This is a genomic window from Leptotrichia sp. oral taxon 417, assembly GCF_013394865.1.
GTDB classification, from domain to species: domain Bacteria; phylum Fusobacteriota; class Fusobacteriia; order Fusobacteriales; family Leptotrichiaceae; genus Leptotrichia; species Leptotrichia wadei_A.
Genome location: NZ_JABXYV010000001.1, coordinates 1369176 through 1387645, shown reverse-complemented (window position 1 = coordinate 1387645; position 18470 = coordinate 1369176). Strand labels below are relative to the sequence as shown.

The 18470-nt window shown below is 31.4% G+C and carries 17 protein-coding genes and 2 riboswitches; all 17 genes read left to right on the top strand.

What is annotated here, in order from left to right; genetic code table 11:
* Positions 1-44 precede the first annotated feature (44 nt).
* The 17 genes from HW276_RS06485 to HW276_RS06405 all read left to right on the top strand — a co-directional run bounded on the left by HW276_RS06485 (position 45) and on the right by HW276_RS06405 (position 18121).
* Complete coding sequence (locus HW276_RS06485; RefSeq protein ID WP_370464630.1) at positions 45-629, top strand: ComF family protein; 585 nt, start codon at positions 45-47, stop codon at positions 627-629.
* Positions 626-3235, top strand: a complete 2610-nt coding sequence (locus tag HW276_RS06480) for an alpha-amylase family glycosyl hydrolase (protein ID WP_147003693.1) — start codon at positions 626-628, stop codon at positions 3233-3235. The genes HW276_RS06485 and HW276_RS06480 overlap by 4 nt, the downstream gene beginning before the upstream one ends.
* 94 nt (positions 3236-3329) lie before the next feature.
* Entirely contained in the window at positions 3330-4409 is a 1080-nt protein-coding gene (locus HW276_RS06475) for a thymidine kinase (RefSeq protein ID WP_178937861.1), read from the top strand.
* A 170-nt stretch (positions 4410-4579) separates the two neighbouring features.
* Complete coding sequence (locus HW276_RS06470; protein ID WP_178937860.1) at positions 4580-5677, top strand: RNA-guided endonuclease TnpB family protein; 1098 nt, start codon at positions 4580-4582, stop codon at positions 5675-5677.
* Positions 5678-5838: 161 nt separating this feature from the next.
* Entirely contained in the window at positions 5839-6639 is an 801-nt protein-coding gene (locus HW276_RS11625; protein ID WP_218975055.1) for a hypothetical protein, read from the top strand.
* Between the two features lie 56 nt (positions 6640-6695).
* A complete protein-coding gene (locus HW276_RS06460) occupies positions 6696-8894 on the top strand; it encodes an ATP-dependent helicase (RefSeq protein ID WP_178937859.1) in 2199 nt (732 codons plus the stop codon).
* 170 nt (positions 8895-9064) lie between these two features.
* Positions 9065-10495: a nicotinate phosphoribosyltransferase gene (locus HW276_RS06455; RefSeq protein WP_178937858.1), complete on the top strand. Its 1431-nt coding sequence runs from the start codon at positions 9065-9067 to the stop codon at positions 10493-10495.
* A 76-nt stretch (positions 10496-10571) separates the two neighbouring features.
* On the top strand, positions 10572-11213 hold the full coding sequence (tpx, locus tag HW276_RS06450; RefSeq protein WP_178937857.1) for a thiol peroxidase: 642 nt from the start codon (positions 10572-10574) through the stop codon (positions 11211-11213).
* Positions 11214-11273: 60 nt separating this feature from the next.
* Positions 11274-11909 carry an EexN family lipoprotein gene (locus tag HW276_RS06445; protein ID WP_178937856.1) on the top strand — a complete coding sequence of 212 codons (636 nt, stop codon included), beginning with the start codon at positions 11274-11276 and terminating at the stop codon, positions 11907-11909.
* A gap of 15 nt (positions 11910-11924) precedes the next feature.
* A riboswitch (TPP riboswitch) is annotated at positions 11925-12017 on the top strand.
* Between the two features lie 145 nt (positions 12018-12162).
* On the top strand, positions 12163-12474 hold the full coding sequence (locus tag HW276_RS06440) for a thiamine-binding protein (RefSeq protein ID WP_178937855.1): 312 nt from the start codon (positions 12163-12165) through the stop codon (positions 12472-12474).
* Positions 12446-13201, top strand: coding sequence for an ABC transporter permease (locus HW276_RS06435; RefSeq protein ID WP_178937854.1), 756 nt, complete (start codon positions 12446-12448; stop codon positions 13199-13201). The genes HW276_RS06440 and HW276_RS06435 overlap by 29 nt, the downstream gene beginning before the upstream one ends.
* A 94-nt stretch (positions 13202-13295) precedes the next feature.
* Positions 13296-14270, top strand: coding sequence for an ABC transporter substrate-binding protein (locus tag HW276_RS06430; RefSeq protein ID WP_178937853.1), 975 nt, complete (start codon positions 13296-13298; stop codon positions 14268-14270).
* Between the two features lie 138 nt (positions 14271-14408).
* The gene (locus tag HW276_RS06425; protein WP_178937852.1) at positions 14409-15167 is read left to right on the top strand and encodes an ABC transporter ATP-binding protein; all 759 of its coding nucleotides are present in this window, start codon (positions 14409-14411) and stop codon (positions 15165-15167) included.
* A gap of 70 nt (positions 15168-15237) precedes the next feature.
* Entirely contained in the window at positions 15238-15507 is a 270-nt protein-coding gene (locus HW276_RS06420; RefSeq protein WP_147003684.1) for a GNAT family N-acetyltransferase, read from the top strand.
* A gap of 109 nt (positions 15508-15616) precedes the next feature.
* Positions 15617-16597, top strand: a complete 981-nt coding sequence (locus tag HW276_RS06415) for a Gfo/Idh/MocA family protein (RefSeq protein WP_178937851.1) — start codon at positions 15617-15619, stop codon at positions 16595-16597.
* A gap of 24 nt (positions 16598-16621) precedes the next feature.
* Entirely contained in the window at positions 16622-17371 is a 750-nt protein-coding gene (locus tag HW276_RS06410) for a glycosyltransferase family 2 protein (protein WP_178937850.1), read from the top strand.
* A gap of 27 nt (positions 17372-17398) precedes the next feature.
* Positions 17399-18121: a Fic family protein gene (locus HW276_RS06405; protein ID WP_178937849.1), complete on the top strand. Its 723-nt coding sequence runs from the start codon at positions 17399-17401 to the stop codon at positions 18119-18121.
* A 208-nt stretch (positions 18122-18329) separates the two neighbouring features.
* Positions 18330-18425, top strand: a riboswitch (glycine riboswitch).
* The last annotated feature ends 45 nt before the right edge of the window (positions 18426-18470 follow it).

Genomic DNA, 18470 nt, shown 5'->3' with positions numbered 1-18470 from the left:
ATCGGGATATAATTTCTGGGGAGGAACTGGTTGAGTGTGATATTGTGTCAAAGGATACAAGAAATATTTTGAACAGCTTAAAAAAATTGCGGAAATTAAATAATATTTACTATGTATGGGATTATAACAGGGAATTTAAGAGATTGATTTATTCCTATAAATATAATCATAGGAAGATTATGGCAAAATTGATTGCTGAATTGGTAAAAGAGGAGTTTTATTATGTTTTAAAAAGGGAAAAAATAGATGTTGTTGTGAGTGTGCCTGTCAGCAGGAAAAGGAAGAATGAGAGAGGATATAATCAAGTTGATGAAATTTTGAATTTTTTAAAGGTTAATTATGTTCAGCTTGAACGGATTAAGAATACGAAAAAGATGGCTGAAATTTTAAATGAGGAAGACAGGAATAAAAATATAAAAGGAGCTTTTAAAATTTCTGGAAATATTGATTTTAGGAATAAAAATATTCTGATACTTGATGATATTGTAACGACTGGGGCTACGCTTAGGGAAATTAAGAATAGTATTTTAGAGCAGTTTGACAATGGAAAAAATACCAGGAATATAAGAATAACTGTTTTTTGTCTGGCTGCGGCTAGGGAAATTAAGATGAATAGAGGAGAAATATGAGTTTTAAATTAAAGATGAAACTTTTGCTGTTTTTAGTAAGTTCAGTTATTTCATTTTCAGCTTCTGTACAGAATGAGAATTTTCACGAAAATGTAAATGATACTGTGAATATTCAGGAGAATTACTTGATTAGTGCGGCAAAAAGAAATAATAAAAAAAATAGTGAAAATTTGGAAGAAAATGAAAAAGTTGATGATAATGATAAAACTGATGCGGCAGATGAAAATGCAGATGTTTCTAAATCAAATGAATCATTGAAATATAGTCAGAGAAATGATGGGATTATTGACTTAAATTCGTTAGTTCACAAAGAGGATACTGAATTTAGGGTGCTTAATGGGAATAATGTGAAAATTATGTTAAGAACAAAAAATAATGATGTTTATTCTGCGGAAGTTGTCTATGATGGCGGGAAAAAGCTGATGCGTGGAATTGGAAACTATGGTGGAAATGAAATTTTTATGGCTGAAATCCCAAGCAGTGTGTCAAGTTATTATTTTGTGCTGACAGATGACAAGACAAAATATTATATGGGAAGAAATATTTCAAAAAATCTAAAGGACATAGAAAGATTTGAGTTTTCACGTTCAAATAAATTAACAACGATTCCAGAATGGGCTAGAGGTTCTGTAGGATACCAGATTTACATTGATTCATTTAGAAATGGAGATGTGGATAATGATGCGATTTTTAACGAATTTGGGACAGATGACTTTGCTGAGCCTACTGGGGAAATTCGTTCAGGAAGATCAAAAAAAGATTTAGTTTTGGCGTATTGGGGTGGAAATGAGAAGCCACAATTTTCGCTAAATGAATGGAATAGTAATTATGAGGAAAAGAATGAGTGGGAAGAAAATACGTTAAATGATGTTCAAAATTACACACGTTATTATGGCGGAGACTTAGAAGGAATAATTGAAAAACTTGATTATATTAAAGATCTTGGTGTAGAATATATAATTTTATCATCGCCATTTTATTCGCTTTCTAACCATAAATACGACACAATTTACTTTAATCACGTTGATCCGTATTTTGGCTACATAGAGCAGACTGGAACATCTAAAGGGCTTGACATAAAGTCAAAAGTTCATAATAACAATGGGGATATGGAATTGAATTTGCTTATTTTTAATCCTGAAACTGATAAAAACTTGCTTGATGAAGACTTGCTAGATCCAAAAACATGGGTTTGGACTGATTCTGACTTAAAACTGGCTAGTCTTGTGAAAAAGGCCCATCAGAAAGGGCTGAAAGTGGTTCTGGAAGTGGCTGCTGACACTACATCGAACAGATTTTTTGCGATAAATAATAAGGAATTTTCAAACTGGTATTTGAAGGATACTGTGCTTGACTTAAAAAATCCCGAAGTTAGAAATTATATTGAAAATGCAATGAAAAAATGGATTTTAGGGCCTGACGGGACATTTAAGAAGGAAATTTATGATGACGGGATTGATGGGATAAGATATGTTTACTATGATAATGCGAATAAGGAATATATTGCAAATATTACAGAAAATTTGAAAAAGTATAAGCCAGACTTGCTGATTACAGGGGAAGTTTCAAATAGCATTACAAAAGATATTGAAGATGGAATTTATGATAGTGGAGCAGATTATAATATTATTAACAATATTATAAAATATACTGTAAATACTAATCCAAATTTCCGTATTGGCGGAGTTGAATTTGCAACAAAATTAAATGAAATTTATAACAGATATTCAAGCAATCGCTTTAATATGACACAAGTGTTTATCGGATCGCTTGATACAGACAGAATTTTTAGCGGAATGATAAATCCAAACAGGGTTTATGATAGAAATAACCAGTCGGATCAAGGATATTTAAATATCCGTCCAGATCTTTACGATGGAACTGCTGTAAATAAATTAAAAAGAGTAGTTGCAATGCAAATGATGCTGCCTGCCACGCCAATTATATATTATGGAGATGAAAAGGGAATGTGGGGAGCAGATTCGCCTAGAAATAGAAAGCCTATGTTATGGGAGGATTATGAACCCTATGACAATGAAACTGACAATATTATCAAATATAAAGACAGGCTTAGAAGTTTGCCGAGCGTTGTGGAAGTAAATGAAGTTCAAAAGTGGATTTCATATCCTGTAAAAAGCAATCCTGATATTGAAAATCATTACAGGGCATTGTTAAAAGTACGGAAAGAGCATAAAAACTTATTTAAAAACGGGAAATTAAGAATACTTGAAGTTTATAGCGATCCAAAGACAAAAGGACGTATTGACTCAGAAATTACAGCTTATCTAGATGACCAGAAAAGACGGGCAAAATTATATCAAGGACGTGATATAAATCCTGCAAGACCAAATACAGACTTTATTTCCTATGAAATATCAGATGGAGATGAGTCAATGATAATAGTGGTAAATAACGGGTCAGATGAGTATCCATTATCGTTGCAAGTACCAAAATTATTTGGATTTTACAGAAATCAGCTGAATTTAAAGGAAAATTATGCAATTTCTGACAAAAAAATTCAAGTTAACGTAAAGCCTTATGAAGTTAAGGTTTTATACAGCAATGCGAAAAATATGTTTGATTCATTTAGACAAAATAAAAAATAAGAGAATCTGAATTAAAGGTATGTAAGGGGCAAAAGCCCCTTTTTAAAACGTAATTTATTTAAATATTCAATAATAAAAAAAGAGGAAAGATAAAATGATACAAAATTCTAAAATTGGAACATTGGAAGTCGTTACTGGAAGCATGTATTCAGGGAAAAGCGAGGAGCTTATAAGACGGCTTAGACGTGCAGAGTATGCAAAACAGAAAATAGTTGCATTTAAACATGCGATTGACAATAGATATGGGGAAAATGGAGTATTTTCACATGAAAATAACAGTTTCAGGGCCTATCCTGTGAGCGATGTTTCCCAGATGGAAGAAATTATGGAAAAAAATGTTGATGCTGAAGTGATTGGCATTGATGAAGTACAGTTTTTTGGGGAAAAGATTGTTGATTTTTGCAAGAAGTATGTGGAATATGGGAAAAGAGTGATTGTCGCAGGTCTTGATATGAGCTTCAGGGCAGAGCCTTATGAGCCTGTACCGAAACTGATGAGCATTGCCGATCAGGTGGATAAGCTTCATGCAATTTGCATGGTTTGCGGAAAACCTGCTTATGCGAGCCAGCGTCTTATCAATGGAGAGCCTGCATATTATGACGATCCGCTGGTTATGGTTGGGGCAAGTGAAAATTATGAGGCAAGATGTCGCAGACACCATATTGTAAGGTATAGAGATGATAAAAAAGGAAAAATATATTTTATTGTTGGAACGGAAATTAACGTTGGCAAGAAATTTGTTGAAAAAATGTATGAGGAGCAATTTGTTGATGATAAAAAAATAAAAACGATTGTTGTAAATGGGCAAATGAGTGGAAATGAAAAAACTGATTTGAAAAATTTACGTGAAAAAATAAACTTGGCATTAATTGAAAATGACTATATTTTTGTCAGAATTACTGGAGGGCTTTTGTTAAAACTGGAAGGAAGCTACAGTATTCTGGACTTTATGTGTGAATTTAGAAAAAATTCGGAAGTTATTATTGTTTCAAAAAATAAAAAAGGTGTGCTTAATCAGATTTTATTGACAGTTGATTTATTAAAAAAATCAGACTTAAATTTAAAAGAAATTGTCTATAAAAATGGGAATAGTCATGCTGGGGAAGAAAAGGAAGAAAATGGTGTTATTGAGAAAATATCGAAGATAACGGAAGTTAAGTATCGGGAGTTGTAGGATTTTAACAAAAGATAGCAAGAAGTCTCCGACTTCTATAAGTGGGAGATGAATTGCTTTTTTTGTAAAAAAAATTGAAAAAAGGATATGCCTATGATACAATTTTTGTATAAAATATCGAAGAGAAATAATTAAAAATAATATTCAAAATCAAAAGGAGGTGTAATTTCATGAAATATAATTTAGCATTCAAATATAGAATTTATCCAAATAAAGATCAAGAATTGTTGATAAACAAGACTTTTGGATGTGTTCGTTTTGTCTACAATACGATTTTGTATACTGCGAATAAAATTTATGAAGAAACTGGAAAAAATAAAATAATTACACCTGCCAGTTTGAAAAGTGAAAATCAATTTTTAAAAGAAGTAGATAGTCTGGCACTTTCAAATGCTCAATTAAATGTAAGACGATCATTTACGAATTTTTTTCAGAAAAGAGCGAAGTTTCCAAAGTTCAAATCTAAAAAGAATAATGTTAAAAGTTACACGACAAATTGTGTGAACAATTCGATACGAATTGAGGAAAAAAAATATTTAGTTTTGCCAAAATTGAAAAGAATAAAATTGAAATATCATAGAGAAATACCAAAGAATTATAGAATAAAGTCGGTAACATTGACAAACAGTAATGGAAATTACTATGTTTCTGTTTTGACGGAATTTGAAAAAGAAATTCAAAAAATGCCAAGTAATGATAAAGTGATTGGACTTGATTTTTCAATGTCTGAGTTATTTGTCAGTTCTGAAAACCAAAGAGCTGATTATCCAAGATATTTTAGGATGTTGGAGAAAAAATTGAAAAAATTACAGAAATCATTGTCCAGAAAAGTGAAATTTTCTAAAAATTGGTATAAGCAAAAAGGGAAAATATCAAAATTGCATGAGTATATCAAGAATTGTCGAAGAGATTTTCTACATAAATTGTCGAAAAAATTGTCTGAAACATATAATGCTGTGGTTGTTGAGGATTTGAATATGAAAGGGATGAGCCAGTCATTAAATTTTGGTAAAAGTGTAGGAGATAATGGATGGGGAATGTTTTTGAAAATGCTTGAGTATAAGTTGATGTTTTCAGGAAAACAATTTTTGAAGATAGATAAGTGGTTTCCATCGTCGAAAACTTGCAGTAAATGTGGAAACGTTAAAGAGGAACTGAAATTATCAGAAAGAAGTTATAAATGTGAGTGCTGTGGAATTGAGATTGATAGGGATTACAATGCGGCATTGAATATAAAAAACATTGGAAAAGCGATGTTGGAATATTAGGAAAATAAAAAAAGACAGGGTAGGAACTACCCGAAGAGCTTGGTAAACATATTTGGCTAACAAAAGCAGATACTTCCCAAGAAGCTCCCGCTTCTAAAAGCGGGAGTAGTTCACTTTGAGAATGTGAATTAATAGTAAAATTTAAAGGAGAAAATTTGAGGATGAAAAAATTATTGATTGTTATTTTGTTTTGTTTTTGTGTAATTGCTTGTGGGAAGAAAAGCCAGGGAACTGGAAATATAAATAAAAAAAATCGTATTCCCGATGTCCAATTAGAAACTAAAACAACGGAAGATGAAATTAAGGAAATGGTAAATATTTGGAATAAAGCTTCTAGTAATGGGGATTTTGATACTTTAGAAAAAATATTGGCAGATAAAATTGAATATTATCAGACAACAGTATCAAAGGATTATTATATTAGGGATCAAAAGAAATTTTTTGAGAAAAATCCAGTTTATGGACAGGTTTTAAAGGGCAATATTGAAGTGGAAAAAATATCAGATAGACAAGTAAAAGCAGAGTTTGTGAAGGAAGTTACGACAAAGGAAGGAATAAAAGATTATCCATCATATTTAGTATTTGAAAAAATTAATGGTGAATGGAAAATTGTTTTAGAAAGTGATTTAGTTTCTGATGGAAATATAAGAAAACAAAAAAATGCAAAAATTAAGTTAATAGGTAATTCAGCGGAAGCATATCAATTAGTGAAAAAATCAATAATTAAACATAATTTAGCTAATGTTAATTGTATAATGGCTTCAGATGGACAAGATGAAAATTATTATTATTTTGATATTCGCAGTGATAATGAAAAATGTGGTGGAGATCCAAGTGTGGCGCCACGATTATTCAGTTATCAAGTAAATAAGAAAACAGGTGAATTAAAAACAGATTCAATGGATTGGGCTGAAAAAGTTGGTAAAGATCCTGGAGCGATGGAATATAATAGAATTGATTAAAATAAAAGATATATAAAAAAGTTGAACAGAAAGTGATAATGAAAAAAAGGAGAAATATGAGTATTTTAGATGAACTAAATAAGGAGCAGAGAAAAGCTGCAGAAAAAATAGAAGGGCCTGTATTGATACTGGCTGGAGCGGGAAGCGGGAAAACACGGACAGTTACCTATAGAATTGCACATATGGTAAAAGAGATAGGAATTTCGCCACTTAATATTCTGGCACTTACTTTTACGAATAAGGCGGCAAGGGAGATGAAGGAAAGGGCTACGGCTCTTATTGGGCATGAGGCGAATAATCTTGTTGTTTCTACGTTTCACTCGTTTTCGGTGAGATTGCTTAAAACTTATTCTGAGAGAATTGGGTATGGACGGAATTTTAATATTTATGATGTAGATGACCAGAAGTCGATTATTACAAAAATAAAAAAAGAAATGGGAATTAAGGATAGTGATGGCATTCAGCCAGGAAAACTTGCAAATAAGATTAGTAAATTGAAGGAGCAGGGTATAGGGATTAAGGAGCTGGAGCGGGAAATTGATATGAGAATTCCTGCAAATAGGCTTTTTGGCGAGATTTATCAGAAATATAATGAAGTTTTGAAGGCAAATAATGCGATGGATTTTTCAGATTTGCTTTTAAATGCGAGAAAGCTGCTGGATGATGCTTTTGTGCTGGAAAAAATACAGGAAAGATATAGATATATTGTGGTGGATGAGTATCAGGATACTAATGATATCCAGTATGAAATGATAAATTTAATTGCGGCCAAGTATAGAAATATTTGTGTTGTGGGAGATGAAGACCAGAGTATTTATGCATTTCGTGGGGCAAATATCAATAATATACTAAATTTTGAGAGGGATTACAAGGAAGCATTTACAGTAAAACTTGAAAGAAATTATCGTTCTACTAAGAAGATACTGGATACAGCTAATGAACTTATTAAAAATAACAAAAGTTCAAAGGGGAAAACTCTTTGGACAGATGGCTCGGATGGTGAAAAAATTAAGATTTATAATGCAGCGACTGTTTTTGATGAGGCGGATTTTATTATAACGGAAATGAAAAAAAAGAAAAAAGATGGCGCTGAGTATAAGGATATGACGATTTTGTATAGAACGAATGCACAGTCGAGAGTGCTGGAGGAAAAACTTCTGGCTGCAAATATTCCGTATAAAATTTATGGAGGGATGCAATTCTTTCAACGTAAGGAAATAAAGGATATTTTAGCATATTTAAGCCTTTTGAATAATAAAAATGACAACCATAATTTTTATCGTGTAGTTAATGTTCCAAAACGTTCTGTGGGGGAAAAGACGCTGGAAAAAATACAGGAAGTCGCAAATGAAAGAAATATTTCCATGCTGGAAGCGCTTCGCTACATTGATGAAATTCCAGTAAGAACTGCTACAAAATTGGCATTACGAGAATTTTACAATATGATGCAGAATATTTATTCAAATCTTGATGAGATGTCAATTAAGGAAATATTTGATGAAATATTGATTAAAACACATTATATTGATTCAATTGAAGACAATAAGGAAGACAGGGTTAGAAACATTGAAGAATTGTTAAACAGTATTACAGAACTTGAAAAGCAGAAGCCAAATATGACTTTAAATGAGTATCTTGATATGATTTCATTAAGTTCGGCAACTGATGAAATGGAAGAAGATGAAAATTATGTAAAACTTATGACAATTCACAGTTCAAAAGGATTGGAATTTGATTATGTCTTTTTAGCTGGAATGGAGGACGGACTGTTCCCATCAATTTCCTTTGATACACCAGAAGAAGAACTGGAAGAAGAACGTAGACTTTGCTATGTGGCGATAACCCGTGCAAAAAAGGAATTATTTATTTCATATTCATCTTCTAGAAAAATCTGGGGAAAAGATGATAACGCACGCCGGCCATCAAGATTTATCTATGAAATGAAACAGGAAAATCTGGAATATGTTGGAAGAAAATATGGAAGTAAATCGCAAACTTCGAGAAGTTTTACACCTAAAGTAGAGAATTTCAATCCATTTTCTAAAAATAAAATTGGAACATTTGGTAAAAAATCAAGCAGTTCTCAAGCTGCTTTAAGTGCCAATTCTAAATATAAAGTTGGAGATGTGGTTAAGCATAAAAAATTTGGACGTGGGAAAATAAAAAAAGTGGATATGAAAAGTATGATTGTGGAATTTATGGTGGGGGAAAAGAAGATAGCATTAGTGCTGGCAGATAAAATTTTAGAAAAATAAATAATGATTTTATTGCAGTAAAAGCCTTTTTGTTTTATTCAAAGAGGTTTTACTGTATTTTTAGTATATTTTCAAAGGATAAAGGATTATAATTGAATATACAAACAAAAAAAGTATAGGGAAGGAGAGTATGATTTTTACATAATTTGTAATTATCATACAAAATAAAAATGAAAAATTTAATATTATCGACAGATTCATATAAAATTACTCATCCATTTCAATATCCAGAAAATATGACATATATGCACGATTATATCGAGAGTCGTGGTGGCTTATACGGATATGTGAAATTTTTTGGACTGCAATATTACTTAATGGAGTATTTGACAAAAAGAATTACAAATGAAATGATAGATGAAGCCAAGGAAATTTGTGAATTACATGGATTGCCATTTTTTGAAGAAGGATGGAGATATATCGTAGAAAAGTTGGATGGGAAGTTGCCACTTAGAATTAGAGCTGTGCCAGAAGGAAGTATTGTGAAAAATCATAATGTGCTGGTTACAGTTGAATCAACTGACAAAAATGTGCCTTGGATTGTGGGCTGGGCGGAAACATTACTGTTAAAAGTATGGTATCCAATTACAGTTGCTACATTTTCATACAAGGCAAAACAAATTATAAAACACTTTTTGGAAGAAACAGGTGACAATGTGGAAGCAGAATTGAAGTTTAAATTTCATGATTTTGGTTATCGTGGCGTTTCTAGCGAGGAAAGTGCTGGAATTGGCGGAATGGCCCATCTTACAAATTTTTATGGAACAGATACCTTAAATGCACTTGTCTTTGCCCGTAAATATTATAATGAAAAAATAGCCGCTTATAGCGTGCCTGCTTCAGAACATAGCACAATGACTTCATGGACTCAAAAATATGAAAAAGAGGCATACGAAAACATGCTTGATAAATTTCCTAAAGGAATTGTTTCAATTGTGCTTGACAGCTATAACTTTTTTAATGCGGTAGAAAATATTATCGGAAAAGATTTGCGTAAAAAAATACTTGCAAGAGATGGAATGGTTACAATACGTCCAGATAGCGGAGATGCAATTACGAATATTTTATTTGCACTTGAAAGTCTGGAAAAGAATTTTGGCTATACTATAAACTCCAAAGGATATAAAGTGATTAACAAAGTTCGTATTTTACAAGGTGATGGAATTAATGAAGATACAATCTGGGATATTTATAAATCTTTAAAAGATAATAAATATTCTGCTGAAAATGTTACTTTGGGCTGTGGAGGATCACTTTTGCAAGGAAATGAAAAATCTAGCATTAACAGGGATACCCATAAATTTGCTATGAAATGCAGCTGTATAAAAATCGGTGATGAAGTTAGGGATGTTTACAAAAATCCTATTACCGATAAAGGAAAAGTGAGTAAAAAAGGACGGCTTGACTTGATAAAAAATAAAAATGGAGAATTTGAAACAGTAAATATTTCAGATTTACCTGAAAATCAATATCATAAAGATTCTGTGATGGAATGTGTTTTTGAAAATGGGAAAATTTTGAAAACATATACTTTTGAAAAAGTAAGAGGAAATGAAGATTTATTATATAAGCCAACTTTGATAAGAGAAGTATCAAAGTAAAAGTAAATAATAAAAAATAATGATTAATCTGCTATTCAAATGGGAAATAATATAGGATTACGAAAGAAGGAAATAAATGAAAAAAATATTATTATTAGGAGCGGTTGCAATATTGGCAGTCGCTTGTGGAAACAAAGTAAAAACAGAAAATAAAACTGGACAAAATGCAGAATATACGCAATATTTAGACAGCTTGAAAGCTGATAACAATTTAAAAATCACAATGGGAAAAGTTCCAGTAACAATTGTCGGAAAAGAATTAAAAGTTGGAGATAAAATAAAGGAAGTGCCTTTGGTTGTAAATTCAAAACTGGATGAAAAAAATATATTTGAAGATAAAAATATAAAAGTGATTTACACAGCGCCGTCGCTTGATACAAAGGTTTGTTCGTTGCAAACTAAACAGCTGAATGAAGCTGCAAAAAAATATCCAAATGTAAAATTTTACTCGGTAACAGTTGATACTCCGTTTGCTCAGGAAAGATTTTGTACAGCTAATGAAATTAATGGGCTAAAAGCAGTTTCTGATTTTAAATATCATCAATTTGGTATACAAAATGGATTTTTTGTAAAGGAAAAAGGTCTTTTGACAAGAGCGCTCACAATTCTTGATGAAAATAATACTGTAAAATATATTGAATATGTTTCTGAAGAAGGAAAAGAAGCTGATGTTGAGAAAGCATTGAAGTTCTTGGAAAATAATTTGATAAAAAAATAAAATTTTGAAAATCTGAAAAAATAGGGTATAATTAATTATAATAAACTTTCTGGAGGGAAAATGAAAAAAATAAAATTATTACTTCTAATTTCAGTTTCAGCAATGATTTTTACATCTTGTGGAAATAAATACAGCATTGGAAATTTGAAAAAGAATGACAAATTACTAAAAGAAACAGCTATAAAATGTAAACAGAAGAAAGATGAAAAGATTTGCAGAAATGTGGAGCAGGCACAAAATGAACTGGCGCAAGAATGGTGGAAAAAAGTAAAGCCTGAAGTTTCTAAAAAGGTTGACAAAATTTCAAAGGATGCACTGGCTGGAGATGCAAGCTCTAGTATGGAAAGCGCGCCTGAAAAACTTTGGGAATGGGAAGCGAAACATCTTTCTACAACACCGCAAAAGGCTAAGGAAATGACCTTTCAGCTGTTAAAGGATGCTGCGCAAAAAATAAAATTTGAAAAATTTGAATATGATTTGGAAAATGTAAAGACAGGGCAGACAAGCGCTGGAAGAAATTATGCTATTATACCTGCAAAAAGTATAATTTCAGCTCAAGGTCAAAAAATGGAATTAGATCAAAAAACTTTGGTATTTGAAGATAAAAATAAATGGTATTTAGTAAATATCGATGACAAAACAAAAATTATCCTAAAAGAATTGTATTCGGATCTTGCAGATGTAAAAACAGAATAATAAAAAAATAGGGAATAAAAAATACTGGGGAGCAAAATTTTGCTGAGAATTAAACCCATATAACCTGATACAGGTAATGCTGTCGGAGGGAGTATTTTATATAAAATAGAAAATAATTTTAAAGTTATTTTTATTTATCTTTTTAAATTATTTTAGAAAATTTATAGAAATATAGAATCTCCTTACAATAAGGGGATTTTTTGTTTGAAAAAATTTTAATTAAAAATTCAATTAAGGAAAGGAATGGTAAATCATGGGAAAAAAAGAAATTAATGCAAGTGTTGCAATTCAAGTGCTACCTAATGTTGTGGGAAATGAAGAAATTGTAAGAGTTGTCGATGAAGTTATTGCATTTATTAAAAGCAAAGGGTTAAAAATGAATGTTGCTCCATTTGAAACAACGATAGAGGGAGATTTTGACGAACTTATGGAAATTGTGAAGGAATGTCAGATTGTGGCTGTGAAGGCAGGAGCAGAAGGCGTAATGTCTTATGTAAAAATAAATTATAAACCGAAGGGAGATATTTTAAAGATTGATGAAAAAATTTCAAAATATAACAGATAAAATTGCACCAAGTATTATTATTGTAATATTGCTAATAATTTGGCAAACTTTATCAATGGTTAATATTATTCCAAAATTTATGCTGCCATCACCGATTGAAGTTGTAAGAGCGTTTATTTCAGATTTTCCACTGCTTATGGAGCATACAGAAATTACTCTTATTGAGGCATTTTTAGGACTTGGATTGGGAATAATTCTGGGATTTGCTGTGGCGGTTATTATGGATAGGTTTGAATACGCCTATAAAATGATTTATCCTGTTCTGGTTATAACGCAGACGATACCGACAGTTGCGATTGCACCGCTTTTGGTGCTCTGGATGGGATATGGAATATTGCCTAAAATTATGCTTATTTTACTGACTTCATTCTTTCCGATTACGATTGGGCTGCTGGATGGATTTCGTTCGGTTGACAAGGATATGTTGAATTTGCTAAAAACAATGGGGGCGACATCATTTCAGAATTTTATTCACTTGAAGCTGCCGAGTTCGCTTGGATATTTTTTTGCAGGTCTTAGAATCTCGGTTTCATATTCGATAATTGGGGCAGTTGTGGCTGAATGGCTGGGCGGTTATGACGGACTTGGAGTTTATATGACAAGAGTTAGAAAATCATATTCCTTTGACAAGATGTTTGCTGTGATTTTTTTGATTTCCGGGATAAGTTTGCTGCTTATGTATTTTGTAAAAAAAATTCAGAGATGGTGTATGATTTGGGAAAAATAACTATAAAAATAAAAAAAGTATTAATTAAATTTGTAAATTTTATAATAATTTAGAAAAATATAAAAAAGTTATAAAAATTGAAAAGAGGTAAAAAATGAGAAAAGTATCAAAAATCTTAATTTTATGTTTAATCTTAATTCTTATTGTTTCGTGCGGAAAATCTAAAGATAATAAAAAAATAAGAATTGTGCTAGATTGGGTGCCAAATACTAATCATACAGGACTTTATGTGGCAAAAGACCTGGGATATTTTAAAGAGGAAGGAGTGGATGTGGAAATTGTGCAGCCGCCTGAAGGAAGTACGACAGCGCTTATCGGAGCTGGTGGGGCAGAATTTGGGATAAGTTTTCAGGATACGCTGGCAAAATCATTTGCAAAGGAAAATCCTGTGCCAGTAACGGCTGTTGCGGCAATTCTTCAGCATAATACATCTGGAATTATCTCATTGAAGGAAAAAGGGATAGATTCTCCAAAAAAACTGGAAGGTAAAAGATATGCCACTTGGGAAGATGATATTGAGCAGGCTATTTTGAAGAAATTAGTAACTGATAATGGCGGGGATTTTTCCAAAGTAAAATTAATTCCCTATACAGTAACAAACGTTGTTGCCAGTTTAAAGACAGATATTGATGCCATCTGGGTTTATTATGCCTGGGACGGAATTGCAACAGAAAGGGCAGGACTAAAGACAAACTTTTTAAAATTACGTGACTATGGAAAGGAACTTGATTATTATAGCCCAGTAATTATTGCAAATAACGATTACTTAAAAGCGAATCCTGAAATTGCGAAAAAAGTTTTGAGGGCAATAAAAAAGGGGTATGAATATGCGGCCAAAAACCCTGAAGAATCAGCAAAAATCTTGGTAAAAAATTCTCCGGAACTGGATATAAATTTAGTAACAGCTAGTCAGAAATGGATTTCTAAAGAATATCAGGCAGATGCCAAGGAATGGGGAATAATTGATGGAAACCGATGGAATGGATTTTATGAATGGCTTTACAAAAATAAGGCTGTGGAACGTGAAATACCAAAGGATTTTGGGTATAGTAACGAATATCTGAAATAGAAAAATATCAAGGGAATCAAGACCTCTTGTCAGATAGTGGAGAAAAATAATAAAGCTGAAAATTTAAAAATGTTGTGCTTATTGGAATTTTTAGGTTTTTACGAATAACTAAAATATGTTATATTAAGGAGATATTAAGTGAAGAAAGACAAAAAGCTGGAAATAAAAGATATTTCCATTTCTTTTGAAAATAAAAAAGTTTTAGAAAATGTTTCAATTGATTTGTATGAAAATGAGCTGGTTTGTATTTTGGGAGTGAGCGGAGCTGGAAAAACTACATTATTTAATATTGTTGCAGGACTTTTAGAGCCTAATGGCGGAAACGTGGAAATGGATGGAGAGAATATAAATGGAAAATGCGGGAAAGTAAGTTATATGCTGCAAAAGGATTTGCTTCTGCCGCATAAGAGAATTATTGACAATGTAGCGCTTCCGCTTGTTATAAAAGGTGAAAATAAAAAAAAGGCACGAGAAATTGCAAAGCCATATTTTAAGGATTTTGGTCTGGAGGGTACGGAAAATTTGTATCCAAGCAAGCTGTCGGGGGGGATGAGACAAAGGGCGGCTTTACTTAGAACGTATCTGTCTTCCGGAAAAGTTGCTCTTCTTGATGAGCCTTTCAGTGCATTGGATGCAATAACGAAGAATAAAATTCACGGCTGGTATTTAAATATAATGAACAAAATTAAGATGTCAACTTTGTTTATTACCCATGATATTGATGAGGCGATACTGCTTTCCGATAGAATTTATATTTTGGCAGGAAGTCCAGGTAAAATTGTTGCACAAATAAATGTTGACTTGAAAAATAGTCAGAACAAAGGCTATAATAATGAAGAAGTTATAATGTCTGAAAAATTTATTAAATATAAGCGTGAGATATTGAAATATTTGTAAATTTTTTAAATTTGATTTTGAAACGATTTTACTATATAATAGAATAAAATATTGAAAGGAAGTTTGAAAAATGGAAATAAGACATGTAGTAAATGAAGGATTTTTCATCTTTGGAGAAAATGGAGATGAACTTGCAAAATTAACTTACAGAAAAGAAGGAGAAAAATTATTTTTTGAGTCAACTGTAGTTTCACCTGAATTAAGAGGACAAGGAATCGCAGGGAAATTATTTGAAGCAGGTGTAAAATATGCAAGAGAGAATAATTATAAAATTGTGCCAGTTTGCAGTTATATTGTGAAAAAATTTGAAAGCGGGAAGTACGATGATTTAAAGGCATAATTTAGGGATTATGCAGATTTGGAATTGAAAAAAATATTTTAAAATAAATTTATTTATTAGAATAAAAGAATAAGTTTCAAGTAAAATATGAAGAAAGAAGGGATTTTTTATGAAACTGGGAATTGTTGGATCAGGGATGATTGTTCAGGAGTTCTTGCCTAGCCTTGTGAAGCTGGAAGGGCTGGAAATTATGGGTATGCAAGGGACAAAGGCAAGTATTGGCAAAGTTGAGGAAATTTGCATAAAATATGGGATTCCAAACTTTACAGATGATTTTGATGAACTTTGTGAATTTGGAATTGATACTGTTTATATTGCTGTTCCAAATTTCCTGCATTTTGAATTTTGTAAAAAAGCGCTTGAAAAAGGGCTGAATGTTATTGTTGAAAAGCCGATGACAACTAATTATAAGGAAGCTGAAAAATTATCAGGTTTGGCAAAAGAGAAAAAACTGTTTTTATTTGAAGCAATAACGACACTTTATTTTGAAAATTATAAAAAAATAAAAGGCTGGATTGGGAAAATTGGAGATGTGAAACTTGTTCAAAGCCAGTATAGCCAGTATTCCAGCAGATATGACGCTTTTAAGAGAGGAGAAATTCTGCCTGTATTTGATCCGAAAAAAGCTGGTGGAGCATTGATGGATTTAGGACTTTATAATTTACATTATGTTTTAGGACTTTTTGGAAAGCCTGAAAATGTGAAATATTATGCAAATCTTGAGAGAAAGATTGATACAAGCGGAGTTCTTATGATGGAGTATGAAAACTTTAATGCTATGTGTGTATGTGCAAAAGATAGTGAAGGTGAGAGAATAGGCGTAATTCAGGGAAGCAAAGGAAAAATTATAAGTGAAGAAGCTCCAGGACTTGTTGGAAAAGTTACGTTAAAACTGTATGATGGAACGACAGAAAGCTTTGATGACGGATTTTCAAAGGACAGAGCTGTACCTGAATTTAAGGCGTTTATTCGTGCAGTAAATGAAAATGACTTGGAATTTTGCTATAAACAGTTGGAAAAAAGTCTGCTGGTAAGTGAAGTGCAGACAAAGGCTAGAATTGAGGCTGGGATTAAGTTTCCACAGGACTAGAAAATCTTAAAATTAGGAGAGAAAATGGAAAAAGAAAAAGTTTCAATAATTGTGCCAATGTATAATGCAGAAAAATTTATTGGAAAAACAATAGAATCGGTACTTTCACAGACTTATGAAAATTGGGAAATGCTTATTATGAACGATGTTTCAACAGATAACAGTCTTGCAGTTGTAAGTGAATTTGTGAAAAAGGATAAAAGAATAAAAATTGTAAATACTGAAAAAAATGTGGGAGTAGTAAAGGGAAGAAATTTTCTGATTGAATTGGCTAGCGGAAAATATATTGCATTTTTAGATTCTGATGATTATTGGCATAGTGAAAAGTTGGAAAAGCAGATAAAATTTATGAAGGAAAAAAATGCAAGCATCAGTTGTACGGAATATACGAGGGTTAGGGAAAATGGTGAAAAAATAAATGAAGTTATTATAAAACCTGAAATTTCCTATACGGATATGTTAAAGAATAACTATTTGGGATGCCTGACAGTTATGTATGATGTGGAAAAAATTGGGAAGCGGTATTTTAAAGAACTTGAAAAAAATGAAGATTATGTACTTTGGCTGGAAATTGTGAAGGATGTGAAAACAATTTATGGATTAAGGGAAAATTTGGCATATTATCGAGTGCTTGATAATTCACGTTCAAGCAATAAAGTTAAAACAGCGAAAGTGCGTTGGGAAATTTACCGAAAAATTGAAAAATTACCGCTTTTAAAATCAATCTATTATTTTATGCACTATGCAGTTAGAGCGGTATTGAAAAGTAAATAAATTTATAAATGAAAAAAGGGAATATAAATGAAAAATTATATACTGGAAACTTTGCTTGAAGAAAAAAATAATAATTTAAAAGGAATGTTGTATCATAATCTTCAAATTAAATTTGCTTATAATAGTAATCATATTGAAGGAAGTACATTGACAGAAGATCAGACAAGACATATTTTTGAAACAAATAGTTTTTTTGCGGAAAATGAAACAGTGAAAGTTAAAGATGTGATTGAAACTTTAAATCATTTTAAATGTTTTGACTTTATTATTGAACATGCAAATGAAAAACTTTCTGAAAAATATATAAAAAAACTTCATTTTCTGCTTAAAAGTAATACGAGTGATTCACAAATTGAATGGTTTAAGGTTGGCGAGTATAAGCAAAAGCCAAACACGGTTGGTGGAAATAGGACTGCGAATCCAAAACAAGTTGAGGCAAAGATGAAAAAGCTTTTGGAAAATTATAATAGCCAAACTGAAATAACTGTTGAAAAAATTATAGATTTCCACTATAAATTTGAAAAAATTCATCCATTTCAAGATGGAAATGGGAGAGTTGGAAGGCTTATAATGTTTAAGGAATGTCTAAAAAATGATATTGTGCCTTTTATATTGGAAGATAAGTATAAAATGTTTTATTATCGTGGGTTAAAAAATTATGAGAGTGAAAAGGGATGGCTTTATGATACTTGTCTTATGGCACAAGATGAAATGAAAAAAATGCTTGATTATTTTGAAGTGAAATATTAAGATTTGAGTTTATTAACAATATAAAAATTATTAAATAAAAAAACATCAAAAAATATTTTTTGACATACTAAAAAAAATATGATAATATGTAAAAAAGTGAATAAATTGGATGAAGGTATGAGGAGAGATTTTAATTATATTAGAAAAATATTAAAAATGTAATTGAAACACCGAAGAAGTGACTCTTTCAGGTAAAAGGACTCATAGTGGACGAACCTCTGGAGAGACGGTCTTAAATGGCTGCACCGAAGGAGCAAAGGAATATTTTCCCTAAACTCTCAGGTAAAAGAACAGAGACTAATACATATAAAATTATAATTTTATATTTCTTTTTTAGTATGAAAAGAGT